Annotated in this window: 12 protein-coding genes and 2 pseudogenes; 1 reads left to right on the top strand and 13 read right to left on the bottom strand. The window is 59.5% G+C overall.

The window, feature by feature from the left end; genetic code table 11:
* From ACIQVE_RS14810 to arcD (ACIQVE_RS14775), 8 genes and pseudogenes are all read right to left on the bottom strand, one after another.
* A pseudogene (locus tag ACIQVE_RS14810) lies at positions 1-380 on the bottom strand (glycine dehydrogenase (aminomethyl-transferring)); the annotation flags it as partial.
* Positions 381-390: 10 nt separating this feature from the next.
* On the bottom strand, positions 391-774 hold the full coding sequence (gene gcvH / locus ACIQVE_RS14805) for a glycine cleavage system protein GcvH (protein ID WP_042560627.1): 384 nt from the start codon (positions 772-774) through the stop codon (positions 391-393).
* Between the two features lie 434 nt (positions 775-1,208).
* The gene (locus ACIQVE_RS14800) at positions 1,209-2,717 is read right to left on the bottom strand and encodes a sigma-54-dependent transcriptional regulator (protein ID WP_402809477.1); all 1,509 of its coding nucleotides are present in this window, start codon (positions 2,715-2,717) and stop codon (positions 1,209-1,211) included.
* A gap of 262 nt (positions 2,718-2,979) precedes the next feature.
* Entirely contained in the window at positions 2,980-3,342 is a 363-nt protein-coding gene (locus ACIQVE_RS14795; RefSeq protein WP_402809475.1) for a DUF5064 family protein, read from the bottom strand.
* 62 nt (positions 3,343-3,404) lie between these two features.
* On the bottom strand, positions 3,405-4,334 hold the full coding sequence (gene arcC, locus ACIQVE_RS14790; RefSeq protein WP_402809472.1) for a carbamate kinase: 930 nt from the start codon (positions 4,332-4,334) through the stop codon (positions 3,405-3,407).
* Positions 4,335-4,504: 170 nt separating this feature from the next.
* Positions 4,505-5,515, bottom strand: a complete 1,011-nt coding sequence (locus tag ACIQVE_RS14785; RefSeq protein WP_402809470.1) for an ornithine carbamoyltransferase — start codon at positions 5,513-5,515, stop codon at positions 4,505-4,507.
* A gap of 69 nt (positions 5,516-5,584) precedes the next feature.
* Complete coding sequence (arcA, locus tag ACIQVE_RS14780; protein ID WP_402809468.1) at positions 5,585-6,841, bottom strand: arginine deiminase; 1,257 nt, start codon at positions 6,839-6,841, stop codon at positions 5,585-5,587.
* Between the two features lie 34 nt (positions 6,842-6,875).
* A complete protein-coding gene (arcD, locus tag ACIQVE_RS14775) occupies positions 6,876-8,303 on the bottom strand; it encodes an arginine-ornithine antiporter (protein WP_402809465.1) in 1,428 nt (475 codons plus the stop codon).
* 436 nt (positions 8,304-8,739) lie between these two features.
* Between arcD (ACIQVE_RS14775) and arcD (ACIQVE_RS14770) the strand changes: the two genes are divergently transcribed.
* Positions 8,740-10,167, top strand: a complete 1,428-nt coding sequence (arcD, locus tag ACIQVE_RS14770; protein ID WP_402809462.1) for an arginine-ornithine antiporter — start codon at positions 8,740-8,742, stop codon at positions 10,165-10,167.
* 280 nt (positions 10,168-10,447) lie between these two features.
* On the opposite strand, the gene ACIQVE_RS14765 is transcribed toward arcD (ACIQVE_RS14770), so the two are convergent.
* From ACIQVE_RS14765 to ACIQVE_RS14745, 5 genes and pseudogenes are all read right to left on the bottom strand, one after another.
* Complete coding sequence (locus tag ACIQVE_RS14765) at positions 10,448-11,203, bottom strand: methyl-accepting chemotaxis protein (RefSeq protein ID WP_402809499.1); 756 nt, start codon at positions 11,201-11,203, stop codon at positions 10,448-10,450.
* A gap of 102 nt (positions 11,204-11,305) precedes the next feature.
* Positions 11,306-12,313: pseudogene (locus ACIQVE_RS14760) on the bottom strand (HAMP domain-containing protein); the annotation flags it as partial.
* A 663-nt stretch (positions 12,314-12,976) separates the two neighbouring features.
* The gene (locus ACIQVE_RS14755) at positions 12,977-13,372 is read right to left on the bottom strand and encodes a YbaN family protein (RefSeq protein ID WP_402809459.1); all 396 of its coding nucleotides are present in this window, start codon (positions 13,370-13,372) and stop codon (positions 12,977-12,979) included.
* Between the two features lie 166 nt (positions 13,373-13,538).
* Positions 13,539-14,135 (bottom strand): biliverdin-producing heme oxygenase, encoded by a 597-nt coding sequence (locus ACIQVE_RS14750; protein ID WP_402809456.1) that lies wholly within the window; start codon positions 14,133-14,135, stop codon positions 13,539-13,541.
* Between the two features lie 112 nt (positions 14,136-14,247).
* Entirely contained in the window at positions 14,248-16,806 is a 2,559-nt protein-coding gene (locus ACIQVE_RS14745) for a TonB-dependent receptor (RefSeq protein ID WP_402809453.1), read from the bottom strand.
* Positions 16,807-16,853: the final 47 nt, after the last annotated feature.

Below are 16,853 nucleotides of genomic sequence, written 5' to 3'. Positions count from 1 at the left end.
TTCAGCAGCGCTTCGAGACGGCCCTGGGAAATTTCTGGCTGGTACGGGGTGTAAGCGGTGTACCAGGCCGGGTTTTCCAGCAGGTTACGCAGGATTGGCGAAGGCGTGTGGCAGTTGTAGTAACCCTGGCCGATGTAAGTCTTGAACAGCTGGTTCTTGCCGGCGATGCCTTTGATCATGGCCAGTGCATCGGCCTCGCTCAGGCCGTCGTCCATGCCGAGCACGCTGGTGCCCTTGATGCTTTCCGGGATAACGCTGGCGCTCAGGGCTTCGAGCGAATCGAAGCCGAGGCTGTTGAGCATGGCTTGCTCGTCACCGGCGCGCGGGCCGATGTGACGGGCGATGAATTCGTTGGCGGTGCCCAGATTTACTTGTGTCATGTCAGTTTCCTCAGGCTTCGGCTTGGGCTTTGATCAGACGGTCGTAAGCGTCTTGATCGAGCAGTTTGCCGACAGCGGCGGCATCGCTTGGCTTGAAGCGGAAGAACCAACCTTGGCCCAACGGATCTTCGTTGACCAGTTCAGGGCTGTCTTCCAGCGCCGGGTTCACTTCCAGCACGTCACCGTCGAGTGGCATGTACACGCCGCTGGCGGCTTTCACCGATTCGACGGTGGCGGCTTCGGCGCCTTTTTCGTAAGCCTGCAGTTCAGGCAGTTGCACGAACACCACGTCGCCCAAGGCGTTCTGCGCGAAAGCGGTGATGCCGACAGTAACGCTGCCGTCAGCTTCGGCGCGCAGCCATTCGTGATCTTCAGTAAAACGCAACTCGCTCATGGAAACTCCTCAGGGGCCAGACTCGTCTGGTGGACGCAGTGGAAAGCTTGGGCAGGAAGCCCTTATTTATGAGGAGTTGATTAGCAAGAACGCGGCCAAGGTTATTTTATCTATATAAATCAATGGCTTGTTTGTTTTCGGCGGACTAACTGAATGTGTGCGTGTAGCGAAATCGCTACAGCGTGGAGCGGAGAAAAAAGCTGAAGCGGATCAAAGCCTTGCACAGCGGTGACTGGGGGAGGATGTAGCGATACCGTTACGCTGTAGCGCTTTCAGTACAGATGCAGGTCGCTTTTGAATAGGGTTTCCAGTCCGCTGAATGACAAGTGTGGGAGCGAGCTTGCTCGCGAAAGCGCAGTGTCAGTCAGCCTATTCGGTGAATGACACACCGTATTCGCGAGCAAGCTCGCTCCCACAGGGGATCTGCGGTGGCATCAGGATTTGTTGGGGATGCCGTACTTGCGCAGTCGGTGGGCGATGGCGGTGTGCGACGTTTGCAGGCGGCTGGCCAGTTGGCGGGTCGAGGGATAGCTGACGTAGAGTTTTTCCAGCAGTGATTTTTCGAAACCTTCGACCGCTTGCTCGAGGCTGTCGACGTCGCTGTCGGCCTGGCGTGCGACTGACGTGCCGGCAATGTCGAGGTCGCCGATGTCGACCAGGCTGCTCTCGCAAATCGCGGCAGCGCGGAAGATCACGTTCTGCAATTGGCGCACGTTGCCCGGCCAGCGATTGCCGAGCAGCGCTGGATAGGTGCCGGGTGCGAGTCGGCAGACAGGGCGCTGGATCTGCGCACAGGCCTGCTGCATGAAGTAACGCGCCAGCAACAGAATGTCCTGACCGCGTTCGCGCAGCGGCGGCACCTCAACATTGAGCACGTTGAGGCGATAGAACAGGTCTTCGCGAAACGAGCCTTCGCTGACCATTTTTTCCAGGTCGCGGTGAGTTGCGCTGAGGATGCGTACGTTGACCTTCACCTCACGATCACCGCCGACCCGACGGAAGCTGCCATCGTTGAGAAACCGCAAAAGTTTGGCCTGCAAGTACGGCGACATTTCACCGATCTCGTCAAGAAATACCGTGCCCTGGTTGGCCAGTTCCATCAGCCCCGGTTTGCCGCCACGCGCCGCTCCAGTGAAAGCGCCGGGAGCGTAGCCGAACAGTTCGCTCTCGGCGAGGTTCTCCGGCAGCGCCGCGCAGTTCAGTGCCAGGAATGGCGCACTGTGCCGCGCACTGATCGCGTGGCAGGCACGCGCGACCAGTTCTTTACCGGTACCGGTTTCGCCTTGAATCAGCAACGGTGCATCAAGGGCGGCGACGCGCTGGGCACGGGCCTTGAGGGTGCGGATTGCCGGGGATTCGCCGAGCAGCGCATCGAAACCTTCAGCGTGGTCATGGTGCAACGCCGAGAGCTGTTCGCCGATGCGGTTCGGTTGATACAGGGTCAGCAGGGCGCCAGCGTCGGTAATTGGCGTGGCGTCGAGCAACAGCGTCTGGCCGTTGACGGTGATCTCGCGCAGCGGCAGGCGAAAGCCGTGTTCGAGCAGGGTTTCCAGCAGACCGGGATCGTTGAACAGTTCAGAGACGCTTTCGCCCGCTGGTTCGCGCCCATACAACGCGATCAATGCCGGGTTGGCCAGCAGCACCTTGCCGGCGCTGTCGAGGGCCAGTACCGGGTCGGTCATCGCCGCGAGCAAGGCGTCGAGCTGCAAGTGCCGACGCTGACCGGGAAGGATGTCGACCACCGTCACCGCTTCCACACCGCGTACGCGAAACAGCGCGTCTTTGAGTTCTTCGAGTACTTGCGGGCTCAGGGTCGGGGCGTCGATGTAGACGTTCGGCGGGATCATCTCCACCGCATCCAGATTGAGGTTGCGCCCACCGAGAATGGCCAGGACTTCCTGGGTGATGCCGACGCGGTCGATGAAGCTGACGTGGATACGCATGGGGCGATTCAGTGTTCTGCAGTGCGGAGGGGGGCAAGTATGCCTTGGGCGGCGGAAGAGGTGAAATCAAAAGCCCCTCACCCCAGCCCTCTCCCGTAGGGAGAGGGAGCCGACCGAGGTGTCTGGCGCTACGCGTCGACCTGCTAAATCGAGTCGATTATGGATTCAGTGATGCAGTATCAGGTCGGCGTAATACCGCAATATCCCCCAATCAGTCCCCTCTCCCTCCGGGAGAGGGCTAGGGTGAGGGGCTTTTGAAGGTTTACTCGAAATGCTCAAGATTCACCGGATCACCGGACTTCATATCCAGCTGCTTACGAATATCTTCAAACATCATGTCGTAATGCTTGTGAACCGAGCCGATCTGGCTGTGAGTCTTGGGAATGCCGTACTTCTCGGCGATTTTCGTCACGTTGTTGGCAAAATTGTAGGCCTCTTCCTTGGGCAGGAAAAAGATTTCCTTCATATCCTTACCCTGAAGGTTGCCATGCATCGTGAACTGAATGCCCTTGCCCTTTTGAGGATCGGTGAACACTTCGTAGTCCAGGTGCACGTTGTAACTGACGTCGTCCGGGGTCAACGCGTGCCGCTCAATGTGCAAATGACCAGGTTCAAACTGGGCCATGGAATTCTCCTTTCAAGGCATGGGAGAAGGGCAGACCCTGGGCCTGCCCCCGGAGTTTCTGATTATCGATAGGTGATGCCGGGTTTCGCCGTGCTGATCCGCGTACCGGCGCTGCCCTGGACAATCGCTTCGATGTCCGCCAGTGAACCGATCACCGCGACCTTGCCAGTATGGCGCGCGAATTCGCAGGCTGCCTGAACCTTTGGTCCCATGGAGCCGGCAGCGAAGCCGAGGCGTTCGAGTTCATCCGGGTGGGCCTCTGCGATGGCTTTCTGTGTGGGCTTGCCGTAGTCGATGAACGCGGCGTTGACGTCAGTGGCAATCACCAGCAAGTCCGCTTCCAGTTGCTCAGCGAGCAGCGACGAGCAAAGATCCTTGTCGATCACTGCCTCGATGCCCTTGAGGTTGCGGTTTTCGTCGTACATGGTCGGGATCCCGCCGCCACCGGCGCAGATGACGATGCTGCCCTTGTCCAGCAGCCACTTGATCGGACGGATTTCGAAAATGCGTTTTGGTCGTGGACTGGCCACCACACGGCGGAATTTGTCGCCATCGGGGGCGATGGCCCAGCCTTTTTCGGCGGCGAGTTTTTCTGCTTCAGCCTTGTCGTAGACCGGGCCGATCGGCTTGGTCGGATTCTTGAAGGCCGGGTCATTGGCGTCGACTTCGACCTGGGTCAGCAGGGTGGCGAACGGGACTTCGAAGTCCAGCAGGTTGCCCAGCTCCTGTTCGATGATGTAGCCGATCATGCCTTCGGTTTCGGCACCGAGCACGTCCAGCGGGTAAGGGGTGACAGAGGTGTAGGCCGCCGCTTGCAGCGACAGCAGGCCGACTTGCGGGCCGTTGCCGTGGGCGATGACCAGTTGGTTGCCGGGATAGATCTTGGCGATTTGCTCGGTGGCGATGCGGATGTTGGCGCGCTGGTTGTCAGCGGTCATTGGCTCACCACGGCGGAGCAGGGCGTTACCGCCCAACGCTACGACGATACGCATGGTGCATGTCCTTCTACAGAGAGCAGGCAAATGACTCGGTCTACTGTGGGAGCGAGCTTGCTCGCGAATGCGGTGTGTCAGTCACTAGCGATTTCGTTTGACCGGACGCCTTCGCGAGCAAGCTCGCTCCCACACTGACCAGGTTTCGTCAGGGAGAGCGGGCAAGCGCTTTAAATATCCGCCAACGCCGACACCAGAATCGCCTTGATGGTGTGCATGCGGTTTTCCGCTTGCTCGAAGGCGATGTTGGCCGGGGATTCGAAGACGTCTTCCGTCACCTCGACGCCATTGGCCAGGTGCGGATAGCGCGCGGCGATGTCTTTGCCTACCTTGGTTTCGCTGTTGTGGAACGCCGGCAGGCAGTGCATGAATTTCACCCGTGGATTGCCGGAGGCTTTCATCATCTTGGCGTTGACCTGGTACGGCAGCAGTTGCTCGATGCGTTCGTCCCACGCTTCCACCGGCTCACCCATCGACACCCAAATGTCGGTGTGGATGAAGTCGACACCTTTGACCGCTTCTTTCGGGTCTTCGGTGATGGTGATGCGCGCGCCGCTTTCTTCGGCGAACTCTTTGCATTGGGCGATGAAGTCAGCGTGTGGCCACAGAGCTTTCGGTGCGGCGATGCGCACGTCCATGCCGAGTTTGGCGCCGATCATCAGCAGCGAGTTGCCCATGTTGTAACGGGCGTCGCCGAGGTAGGCGTAGCTGATGTCATGCATCGGCTTGTCGCTGTGTTCGCGCATGGTCAGCACGTCGGCGATCATTTGGGTCGGGTGGAATTCAGCGGTCAGGCCGTTGAACACCGGGACGCCGGCGTACTTGGCCAGCTCTTCGACGATTTCCTGTTCAAAGCCGCGGTACTCGATGGCGTCGAACATCCGGCCGAGGACGCGGGCGGTGTCTTTCATGCTTTCTTTGTGGCCGATCTGCGACGACACCGGGTCGATGTAGGTGACGTGAGCCCCCTGATCGTGGGCCGCGACTTCGAACGCGCAACGGGTGCGGGTTGAGGTTTTTTCGAAGATCAGCGCGATGTTCTTGCCTTGCAGGTGTGGACGCTCGGTGCCGGTGTACTTGGCGCGTTTGAGGTCGCGGGACAGGTCGATCAGGTAATTCAGTTCGCGAGTGGTGTGGTGCATCAAGCTCAGCAAACTGCGGTTGCGCATATTAAAAGCCATGATGGATCTCCTTCGGTATCGGTTATCCCCCTGGCCGCACGTTGTAAGTGACGGCCAGGGCTCAGAGGTTTAGTAATCGATTGGATCGCGAATGATCGGGCAGGTCATGCAGTGGCCGCCGCCACGGCCACGGCCCAGTTCACCGGCGCTGATAGTGATGACCTCCACGCCTGCCTTGCGTAGCAGGGTGTTGGTGTAGGTGTTGCGGTCGTAGCCGATGACCACGCCTGGCTCGACCGCCACCACGTTGTTGCCGTCGTCCCATTGCTCGCGTTCGGCGGCGAAGCTGTTGCCGCCGGTTTCCACCACGCGCAACGCTTTGAGATTGAGCGCGGCCGCGACGGTGTCGAGGAAGCTGGTTTCTTCGCGGCGGATGTCGATGCCGCCCTGTTTGCTTTCATCAGGGCGCAGGGTGAAGGCGACGATCTGGTTGACCACTTCCGGGAAAATCGTCACCAGGTCGCGGTCGCAGAAGCTGAACACGGTGTCCAGGTGCATCGCTGCGCGAGACTTCGGCAGGCCGGCAACGATGACTTTTTCCACGGCTTTGTTCTTGAACAGATTCAGCGCCAATTGACCGATGGCCTGACGGGATGAGCGCTCGCCCATGCCGATCAACACCACGCCGTTGCCGATTGGCATGACGTCGCCGCCCTCAAGGGTGGAGCTGCCGTGCTCCTTGTCCGGGTCGCCGTACCAGATCTCGAAATCGGCGTTGGTGAATTGCGGGTGGAATTTGTAGATGGCAGTCGCCAGCAAAGTTTCCTGACGACGCGCCGGCCAGTACATCGGGTTCAGCGTCACGCCGCCGTAGATCCAGCAAGTGGTGTCGCGGGTGAACTGAGTGTTCGGCAGCGGCGGCAGGATGAAGCTGGAATGGCCGAGGAAGTCGCGGAACATCTGGATGGTCTTGCCACCGAAGCTGTCCGGCAAATCATCGGCGGAGACGCCGCCAATCAGGAATTCGGCGATGTGCCGTGGCTCGAGGCTTTTCAGCCAGGATTTCACTTCGTTGATCAGACCCAGGCCCACCGAATCGGCAGTCACCTTGCGGTCGAGAATCCAGTCCAGCGCATCCGGGATGGCGACGATGTCGGTCAGCAGGTTGTGCATTTCCAGCACATCGATCCCGCGCTCACGCATCTTGGTGACGAAGTCGAAGTGGTCGCGCTTGGCCTGGGCGACCCACAGCACATCGTCGAACAGCAGTTCATCGCAGTTGTTCGGGGTCAGCCGCTGGTGGGCCAGACCTGGGGAGCAAACCATGACTTTGCGCAGTTTGCCGGCTTCGGAATGGACGCCGTACTTAACTTTTTCCGTGGTCATTGCAGTGATCCTCCAGAGATAAAACGTTTGGCAATTACAGAGTCAGGAAGCCGTCATACAGTCCGTAGGCAGCCACCAGGGCGCCCACGACCACTGCGGCGAAAATCAGCTTCTCGACGTTGGTGAAAACCGGTTGTTTGAGTTCGAGTTTGGCTTTGGCGAACAGGATCGCGCCGGGCGCATAGAGCAGGGCCGAGAGCAGCAGGTACTTCACGCCGCCGGCGTATAGCAGCCATACCGCGTAGATCAGGGCGATGCCGCCGATGATCAGATCCTTGCGCCGTTCGGCAGCGAAGCCCTTGTACGTTTCGCCGCGCACCGCCAGCAGCAGGGCATACGCCGCCGACCACAGGTACGGCACCAGAATCATCGAGGTGGCGAGGTAGATCAGCGACAGATAAGTGCTGGCCGAGAACAGGGTGATGACCAGGAAAATCTGCACCATCGCGTTGGTCAGCCACAGGGCGTTGACCGGTACGTGGTTGGCGTTTTCCTTGCGCAGAAACTCCGGCATGGTGTGGTCTTTGGCGGCGGCGAACATGATCTCCGCGCATAGCAGCACCCATGACAGCAGCGCACCCAACAGCGAGATGATCAGACCGACGCTGATCAGCACTGCGCCCCAGTGACCGACCACGTGCTCAAGCACGGCAGCCATCGACGGGTTCTGCAATTTGGCCAGTTCTGGCTGAGTCATGATGCCCAGCGACAGCACGTTCACCAGCATCAAAAACAGCAGCACGGTGATGAAGCCGATCACGGTGGCCTTGCCGACGTCGGAGCGTTTTTCCGCTCGCGCCGAGAAGATGCTCGCGCCCTCGATGCCGATGAACACCCACACGGTGACCAGCATCATGTTGCGGACCTGGTTCATCACGCTGCCCAGGTCCGGGTTTTTTATGCCCCAGATGTCGGCGGTGAAGATGTCCAGTTTGAAGGCGAACACGGCGATCAGCACAAACAGCACCAGCGGCACGACTTTGGCGACGGTGGTCACGAGGTTGATGAACGCCGCTTCCTTGATCCCGCGCAGTACCAGAAAGTGAACGGCCCACAGCAGAATGGACGCGCCGATGACGGCTGCAACCGTGTTGCCTTCGCCGAAAATCGGGAAGAAATAACCGAGGGTGCTGAACAGCAAAACGAAGTAACCGACGTTGCCCAGCCAGGCACTGATCCAGTAACCCCAGGCGGACGAGAAACCCATGTAATCGCCGAACCCGGCCTTGGCGTAGGCGTAGACACCGCCGTCCAGGTCAGGCTTGCGATTGGCGAGGGTTTGAAAGACGAAAGCGAGGGTGAGCATGCCGACAGCGGTGATCACCCAACCGATCAGCACCGCGCCGACGTCGGCACTGGCGGCCATGTTTTGTGGCAAAGAGAATATCCCGCCACCGATCATTGAGCCGACTACCAAGGCAACCAGTGCACCTAGTCGTAGTTTTCCGGGAGCTTCAGACATTGCATGACTCCATTGCAGGAGAGAAGAGATCACAGCGTAGTTCTGTTGTCTGTTCAAACAGCTGACTTAGATCAGTGCATGGTCACATTCCATTGTTAATGAATGACTTAGGAAATGCTTGCAGGCATAAAGCTACTGTCTGTAACGCCCGTTCTAGAGGGTTTTTCGCGCTGTGGCTGGGAATGGCTATTATTACGTTCGAACTATCACGCTAGTTCTTTTTTCGGTTTTGGCAAATTTCAGCATCTGTTTTCAGTACAGAATTGAATAATCAGGATCAGTGCACAAATCGGTCTTAACGTGCTACGCGCAAGCATCATCAGCTATATATAAAATGCACATTTCGCCGGTATCACCTGATAAACGTCATCGCGCTTAACCTGTTTAGGCAATAGTTGTTACAAATAGAACTTCAACGGTGTTCAGGGAGACTGGAATGTCGCAACCGACGCAAAAGCTGCGCCTTGGTGCGTTGATCGCCCTAGTGGTGGGTTCGATGATTGGCGGGGGGATTTTTTCCTTGCCGCAGAACATGGCCGCACGCGCCGATGCCGGGGCGATTTTGATCGGCTGGGGGATCACCGCCATCGGCATGCTGACTTTGGCGTTCGTGTTTCAAACCCTGGCCAATCGCAAACCCGAACTGGATTCCGGCGTCTACGCCTATGCCAAGGCCGGGTTTGGCGACTACATGGGCTTCTCGTCCGCCTGGGGTTACTGGATCAGTGCCTGGCTGGGCAACGTCGGTTACTTCGTTTTGCTGTTCAGCACCCTCGGCTACTTCTTTCCGGTGTTCGGCCAAGGCAATACGCCGATTGCCATCGGCTGCGCGTCGGTATTGCTGTGGGGCGTGCATTTTCTGGTGATGCGCGGGATCAAGGAGGCGGCGTTTATCAACCAGGTCACCACCGTGGCCAAGATCGTGCCGCTGATCATGTTTATCGTCATCGCCGCCGTGGCGTTCAAGGCTGATATTTTTACCCGCGACATCTGGGGCCGCAGCAACCCGAGTTTCGGCGGGGTGATGGATCAGGTGCGCAACATGATGCTGGTGACGGTGTTTGTGTTCATCGGCATCGAGGGCGCCAGCGTCTACTCGGCCCGAGCGGAAAAGCGCAGCGATGTCGGGCGCGCCACGGTGATTGGATTCATCGGCGTGCTGGCGCTGCTGGTGCTGGTCAACGTGTTGTCGCTGGGGATCATGAGCCAGCCGGAACTGGCCAACCTGCAGAACCCGTCACTGGCGGCAGTGCTTGAGCATATCGTCGGGTCGTGGGGGGCGCTGGCGATCAGTGTTGGCCTGGCGGTCTCGCTGATTGGGGCGTTGCTGTCGTGGGCGTTGCTCTGTGCCGAAATCCTCTTCGCCACGGCCAAGGACAAGACCATGCCGGCGTTCCTGAAAAAGGAAAACGCCAACCATGTGCCGGTCAACGCGTTGTGGCTGACCAACGTGATGATTCAGATTTTCCTGCTGATCACGCTGTTCTCGGAGGGCACCTACACCAGCCTGATTTATCTGGCGTCATCGATGATTCTGGTGCCGTACCTGTGGTCGGCGGCGTACGCGGTGTTGCTGAGTGGGCGCGGCGAAACCTACGAACACGCCTCGGCCGAACGTACCAAGGATCTGCTGATCGGCGGCATCGCCCTGAGTTATGCGGTGTGGCTTTTGTATGCCGGCGGCGTGAAATATCTGCTGCTGTCGGCGCTGTTGTATGCGCCGGGGGTGATCCTGTTCGCCAAGGCCAAGCATGAGCAGGGTGAGCCTCTATTCACCACGGTCGAGAAGGGCATTTTTACTTGCGTGATCATTGGGGCGGGGTTGGCGGCTTATGGGTTGTACAGCGGTGTGTTGTCGTTGTGAGACAGGTGCTCATGTATCAGCCACGGTCGGACTGGCTGGCTCAAGTGTTGTGCGTATTGTTGATCAGGTCTGACTGTACTGGGCGTGCAGTACGGGCCCCATCGCTGGCAAGCCAGCTCCCACAGGTTCGCGGGTGTTCATTGTGTACGACACGGGCACTGTGGGAGCTGGCTTGCCAGCGATAGCGGTTTGTCAGTCAAACTTGTATCAACTGGTCCACCGTCATCGCTGGCAAGTCGAATCGTCGCACCGCAGCTCCCACAGGGTTTTGTGGTGATTGTTATACCCGGAACTGATCCATCAACTTCATCTGCTGGCTGGCCAGGGCATTGAGCTGGCTGCTGATCGCCGCCGATTCCGTGGCTTGCTCGGTCAAGGTTTCAGTCACCGTACGAATCGCCGAGACGTTGCGATTGACCTCTTCGGCCACCGCGCTCTGCTGTTCGGCGGCGCTGGCGATTTGCAGGTTCATGTCGCTGATCACCGTCACCGCGTCGCTGATCTTGCCCAGTGCATCCACGGCGTGACGGATCTGCCCGGCGTTGTTGTGGGCCTGGGTCTGGCTCGAATGCATGGTCGCGACCACGCCGCGAGTGCCGGTCTGAATCTTCTCGATGACGATGCGAATTTCTTCCACCGAGTCCTGCGTGCGCTTGGCGAGGTTACGCACTTCATCCGCGACCACGGCAAAACCGCGACCGCTTTCACCGGCGCGTGCGGCTTCGATGGCGGCGTTGAGCGCCAGCAGGTTGGTTTGCTCGGCGATGCTGCGGATCACCTCCAACACCGAACCGATCTGTTCGCTGTTGACCGCCAGTGCTTCGACTTCGGTCACCGCTTTGCTGACTTCATCGGCCAGTTGATTGATGTCGCGGGTGCTGCGCTCGATGATCGACATGCCTTCCTTCGCCGACTGGTCGGCACCTTTCGCGGCATTGGCCGCGTTCGACGCACTGTTGGCGACATCGTGGGCGGTGGCGCTCATCTCGTTGGAAGCGGTGGCCACCTGGTCGATTTCGCGGAACTGCACCTGCATGCCTTCGCTGGTCTGACGGGCGATTTCCGAAGACTGGTCGGCGGTGCCGCGCGCTTCGGTGATGCTCTGTTTGATCTGCGCGATGGTCGGTTGCAGCTTGTCGAGGAAGCGGTTGAACCAGTTCACCAGTTCGCCCAGTTCATCTTGCTTGGTGTAGTTCAGGCGTTGGGTCAGATCGCCTTCACCGCTGGCGATGTTCTTCAGCATCTCGGCGACGCTGTTGATGGGGCGAGTGACGCCGGACGCCGTCAGCCAGATCAGCAGCAGGCCGACTAAACCTGCGATCACGGCGACCGAAATGGCGGTCATGGTGCCGGTTTCCTGCGCATCGTCGAGCACTGCCTGGAGCTTGACCGAATCAGCCAGCAGCACTTGTTTCGGCAGGTCGATGACCACGCCCCACGCCTTCGAATCGCTGATCGGGCTGACCGGGTACACCGCGCGAATCAAGTCTCCCTGTTCGAGAATCTTCGGCGTGCCGGCGCTGAGCAGTTGCAGCACGTCCTTGCCTTCGGCACCGAGGGTGTCGCCGATACTTTTGCCGACCTTACTCGCGTCGGCGCTGTAGGCTCCGAGCACGCCGCTGCCGGAAACGATCAGCATATGTCCGGCGCTGTTGAACAGGTCACGCTGGGATTCCACAGAGGCGGCTTGCAGGGCGTCGAGGGCAATGTCGACGCCGACCACGCCGATGGCTTTGCCGTCCACCAGCAACGGCACGGAAATCGTGGTCATGAGCATTTCCTTGCCGCCGACGGTGTCCGCATACGGGTCGAGCAGGCAGGTGCGTTTGGCGTCGCGAGGGCAGGTGTACCAGCTGTTGTACGGTGTACCGCTGACGCTCATCGTGGTTTTGGTCAAATCATCTTCGACCATGATGGTGTTCAGCGCTGCGCCGGCGGCACGGCTCCAGTAGCTGGCGAAACGTCCGGCTTCGTTGGACTGGCGGGCGGCGTCATTGGCGAACTCGCTGTCCTTGCCGTCCAGGCTATTGGGTTCGAAAGCGAGCCAGATACCGAGCACTTTGTCGTTGCGCTCGAACGCAGTTTTCAGGCTCTGGTTCAGTTCTTCACGCAACGCGCCGGCGTCCAGCGAACGCTTGGCGGCCATGCTCCGCATATCCTTGATCTGGTCGGCCAGTGCAGTGACCACCAACAGGTTTTCGCCGAAGGTCTTCTGTACGCGCACTGCTTGTTCGCCGGCCTTGGCCTGCAACAGGTTTTGCACACTGGCGGTGAGCATCTTGCTGCTGGAGGCGCTGACCAGTTGGTCGTTCTGGTTGGTCTGGTAGATGTTGATGCCGACGATCAGCGCAACCACGCCGAGAAGGCATAGGCCGGAGAGCAGAACGATTTTCAGGCGAATGGACAGAGAGTCGAACATGGGGTGTTCTCGAGAATGGGTGAGCTGTTGGCATCGGTCAGAAGGACCCGGTTCGCCAAATCCATTCAGCGCCATTCAATGCTCATCGGCGCGGAGCGAGACGGCATGAGGCGCGTGCCGACGGACGGTCAGCGCTAAACGTTTGCGCAGGGGAATGTGCTGAAAAAGGGTTTAATTACAGGGATGTTTCAGGGTTGTTGCGGGAGGCTGGATACAGGTGGATGCTTTTGTGGCGAGGGGATTTATCCCCGTTGGTCTGCGAAGCAGACCCGAAACTTGAGAACCCGTTTTGGCTGACACTATGCGGGTCTGATTTGTGGCTGCTGCGCAGCCAAACGGGGATAAATCCCCTCGCCACAGAAGCTCCTTTGACCAGGGGGTTGTGGGCAGTCAAGAAGAGGTGGCGATAGTTTCCGGTCGCGACCAGATCCACAGATTGCCCAACCCCATCCCGGCGATCGCCAGATAGATCGGCCAGCCGTGATCGAGCATCACGAGCATCAACGTCGCACACAGCAACATGCTTACTGTGGCGCTGACTTTGGCCCTGCGCGCGATGATCTTGCCGTTGCGCCAGTTGCTCAGGATTGGCCCGAACAGCCGATGATTTTCCAGCCAGGCACTCAGGCGCGGCGAACTGCGGGTGGCAGCCCAGGCGGCGAGGAGGATGAACTCGGTGGTCGGCAATCCGGGCACGACAATGGCGATCAGGCCGATGCCGAGGCTGACGTAGGCCAGCAGGCCGAACAGCAGACGGGCGAGTTTGGAGGAGGCTGGTTGCGGCATGGGCTCGGGATTGCGTGAGGCGAGACGGGGATCTTACAGACTTACTCAGTCCCCTGTGGGAGCTGGCTTGCCAGCGATAGCGGTATGTCAGTCAACCCTGTAGTAACTGATCCACCGCCATCGCTGGCAAGCCAGCTCCCACAGGGTTTTGTGTTGTGCCGGGGAATCAGGCCAGTTCAGCTTCTGTGGCGTAAGCCTGTTCCAGCAGCACGGTGAAGCGGTTGAACGCGTCAATCGCGCCTTGCTCGACTTCGGCTTCTTCCTCGGCGCTGAATTGCAACGCGTCGAGGGTTTTGACGAAGCGCTTCCAGCCTTCAGCGCGGCCACCTTCAGGTTCGCCCAAATGGCGGGCGCCGAAGGTTTCACTCAGCTCCAGCGCCACGGCGCGTTTGATCAGGAATGCCGCCCCGAGCTTCGAACCTTCAGAAACGAAGATCCAGCCGAGCGCTCGGGCCTTGCTCGGGTTTTTCACCGCGCCGGCCACCGGCGCCGGGACTTCAGTATCGAGATCCGCCAAGTCAGCCTTGGCTGCGTCGGCGCGGCAACGGGCCGGCAGATCGGCAACGATCGCGGTCAGTTCGGCATCGTTGTACAGCTCAACCAGTTCTGACTGGAACAGGTATTGCGCCACCACGAAACGGGCGAAGTTGGCGCGGGTTTCGAACGGCGCATGGGCTTTGACCAAGGCGTCGAGTTTGCTGTGCGGCTCGTGGGTGATCTGGTTCAGGCGTTGTGAACGCAGGGCTTTTTCCGAAGAAGTCATGACATGTCCTTGATAGATGAGGCGCTTGATAACAAGACGAACGGGCCAGCGCCGGACAGTAAAAAAAGCCTCGCTGCGCGGTGCGTAAACACGCGCAGTGAGGCCAGCGGGGTCAGATGTCCCACACCAGATTGATTGCGAAGTTACGACCCGGTTGGGTCAGGCGATCAAGGTTGGCCGGTTGCGTGACCGAAGCCTCGCCGACGCTGTCGTAACCGCGCACGTCATCCCACTGCCAGTATTTCTTGTCGGTCAGGTTGTAGAGACCGGCGTTCAGGGTCACGTCGTCCGTGACTTTGTAGAAGCCCGCCAGGTCGAGCACGCCATAACCCGGCGTCTTGAACTGGGAGCTGGTGCCGTCCGGCGTGTTGAAACTGCTGCTGTCGACGCGATCCTTGCGCTTGACCAGCGTCCAGCTCAGCAGGGCACCGTAGTTGTCCTGGTCATAACCGAGGCCGAACACGCCGGTCAGCGGATTGACGCTGTTCAGCGGTTGTCCGCTGTCATCGTTGCGGCCATAGAGATACGCCATCGAGCCCTGGGTATATAGGCCGGTTGGCGCACCGAAGGTATCAAGGTTCAGACGACCCTTGAGTTCCACGCCCTTGATGGTCGCGTGCTTGATATTGTTGCTCTGGAACGTGGTCTCGGAGTAACCGGGAGTGATGGCGTTTTCGTCGATGAAATCACGGTATTTGTTGTAGAACACCGCCACGTCGAACGTGCCGGCCTCGAACTGGCCGCGCAGGCCGGTTTCATAGCTCTTGCTCTTTTCCGGGTCGAGATCGGGATTCGGCGCAACCTGATAGCCGCCGGCGAGGTTTTCAAACCGGCCGTAAAGCGCTTTGGCAGTCGGCGTGCGGAAGCCTTCGGCGTACTGGCCGTACCAGGTGTAGTTGTCGTTGAAGCTGTAAGTGGTACCGAACTTGGGCGACAGACGATGCCAGGTTTTGGTCTTGTCGCTCACCACGCCGTTGCCGCTCTGGTCGGCGGTGACCAGGAATTCGTCGGTGATGTGTGGCTTGAGCTGGGTGTAGTCGTAACGTGCCCCCGGCAGGAAAGTCCAGTTGCCCCAACTGATCTGATCCTGAGCAAACAGGCTGTAGCTGTTGATGGTCGGATCGGGGAAGTCGCTGGCCGGTGTCAGGGTATCGGCAGCGCTTGGCGCGCCGATCACGCGGCAGGCGCCGGCCACGGTCAGGCAAGTGCCGCTGCCGGTGCGCAGACCGGTGACTTTGTCCTGCTTGATCGTGGTGCCGTAGGTGACAACGTGGTCGGTGTCAGCAATGGCGAAGGACTTGTCAGCTTGGGCATCGAACACCCATTGGCGATCTTTGTAGGTGGTATCGCGTTCGCGCAATACGGTGCGCGAAGGCGCGTAGATTTCTTCGGTGCTCTGGTCGGTTTTCGCGATCTGGTAATTGAGCGACCACTTGATGTTGTCAGCCAGCGCGCTGTCGAGACCAAAGCTGTGTTCCAGCCCGAAACGCTCGCGCGTGACCGTGTCGTTGCCCGTGCGGGACTTGTAGAAACCGAAACCACGTCCAGCGTTGAACGGCCCGCCGACAGCGCTCAACTGGTTGGTGTCGCGGTCGTCCTTATAGTGTTCGTAGGTCAGGCCCAAGCGTGCATCGTCGGCGTAGTTCCAGCCCAGTTTGGCCAGAACGTTGGTGGTGCGCACATCCTCGGGATTGGCCTCGGTGCGGTTCAGGCCGGTGCCGCCGGTTTCCCCATAGGATTCGGTTTCATGGCCATTGCGCTGGCTCAGGTGCAGCAAACCGTCAAAGTCGCCACTGCGGCCAGCGACGGTGCCGGAGGTCAGCCAGCTGTCATCCGCGGAGCTGTAACCGGTTTTCAAACGCGCGCCGACGTCCTTGCCTGGTTTGATGATGTCGTCCGGGTCGAGGGTGTAGTAGCTGACGGCGCCGCCGATGGCGTTACTGCCGTAGAGCACTGATGCCGGGCCACGGAGAATTTCCACGCGTTTGACGATTTCCGGGTCGACGTAATTGCGATTGGTCTGGGCGTAGGGGCCATTGAAGAAACTGTCCGGCACTTGCACGCCGTCGATCTGAGTCAGGACGCGGTCGCCATCGATGCCCCGAATGTTGTAGCCCGTCAGCCCGGCGCGCTGGCCGGCGCCGCCGACGGACACGCCCGGCTCATAGCGCACCAGATCCTTGATTGAGTTGACGTTGTTGCGGTCCAGTTCTTCTCGGGTTTGCACGGTGACGGTGCTCGGCACGCTGTTCACCGACTGTTCCTGACGGGTGGCGCTGATGGTCACCTGATCGAGATTCAGTGCGCCGCTGCTGCTACGTTTTTCCAGCACCACGTTGTTGTTGCTCAACTTGCGAAAGCTCAGGTTGGTCCCCACCAACAGGCGCTCCAGGGCTTTTTCCGGTGGCAGCGAACCGCGCACACCCGGCGATGATATGCCCTGACCCAGTTCTGCCGGCAAGCCGATCTGCCAACCGGTCACGGTGGTGAACGCGTTGAGCGCCGACACCAGCGGCTGCTGACTGATGGAGAACGCGTAATCACCCATGTTGCGCGCCGGTTGCTCGGTGGCAGCCATCAGTGGCGCGGTGCCGGCCATGAGGATGGCCGCGGTCAGCAGCGACAATACGCGGGAAGGGGAAGAAGTCTGGCGGGTAAGGCGAAGGGACATCGATAGCGCTCCGTGTCGCACGAATCTTTATAGTTGCTGACTCGTAT

The sequence above is a fragment of the Pseudomonas sp. NPDC098747 genome (assembly GCF_044760045.1).
Classification (GTDB): domain Bacteria; phylum Pseudomonadota; class Gammaproteobacteria; order Pseudomonadales; family Pseudomonadaceae; genus Aquipseudomonas.
This window is presented reverse-complemented; position numbering and strand designations above follow the sequence as displayed.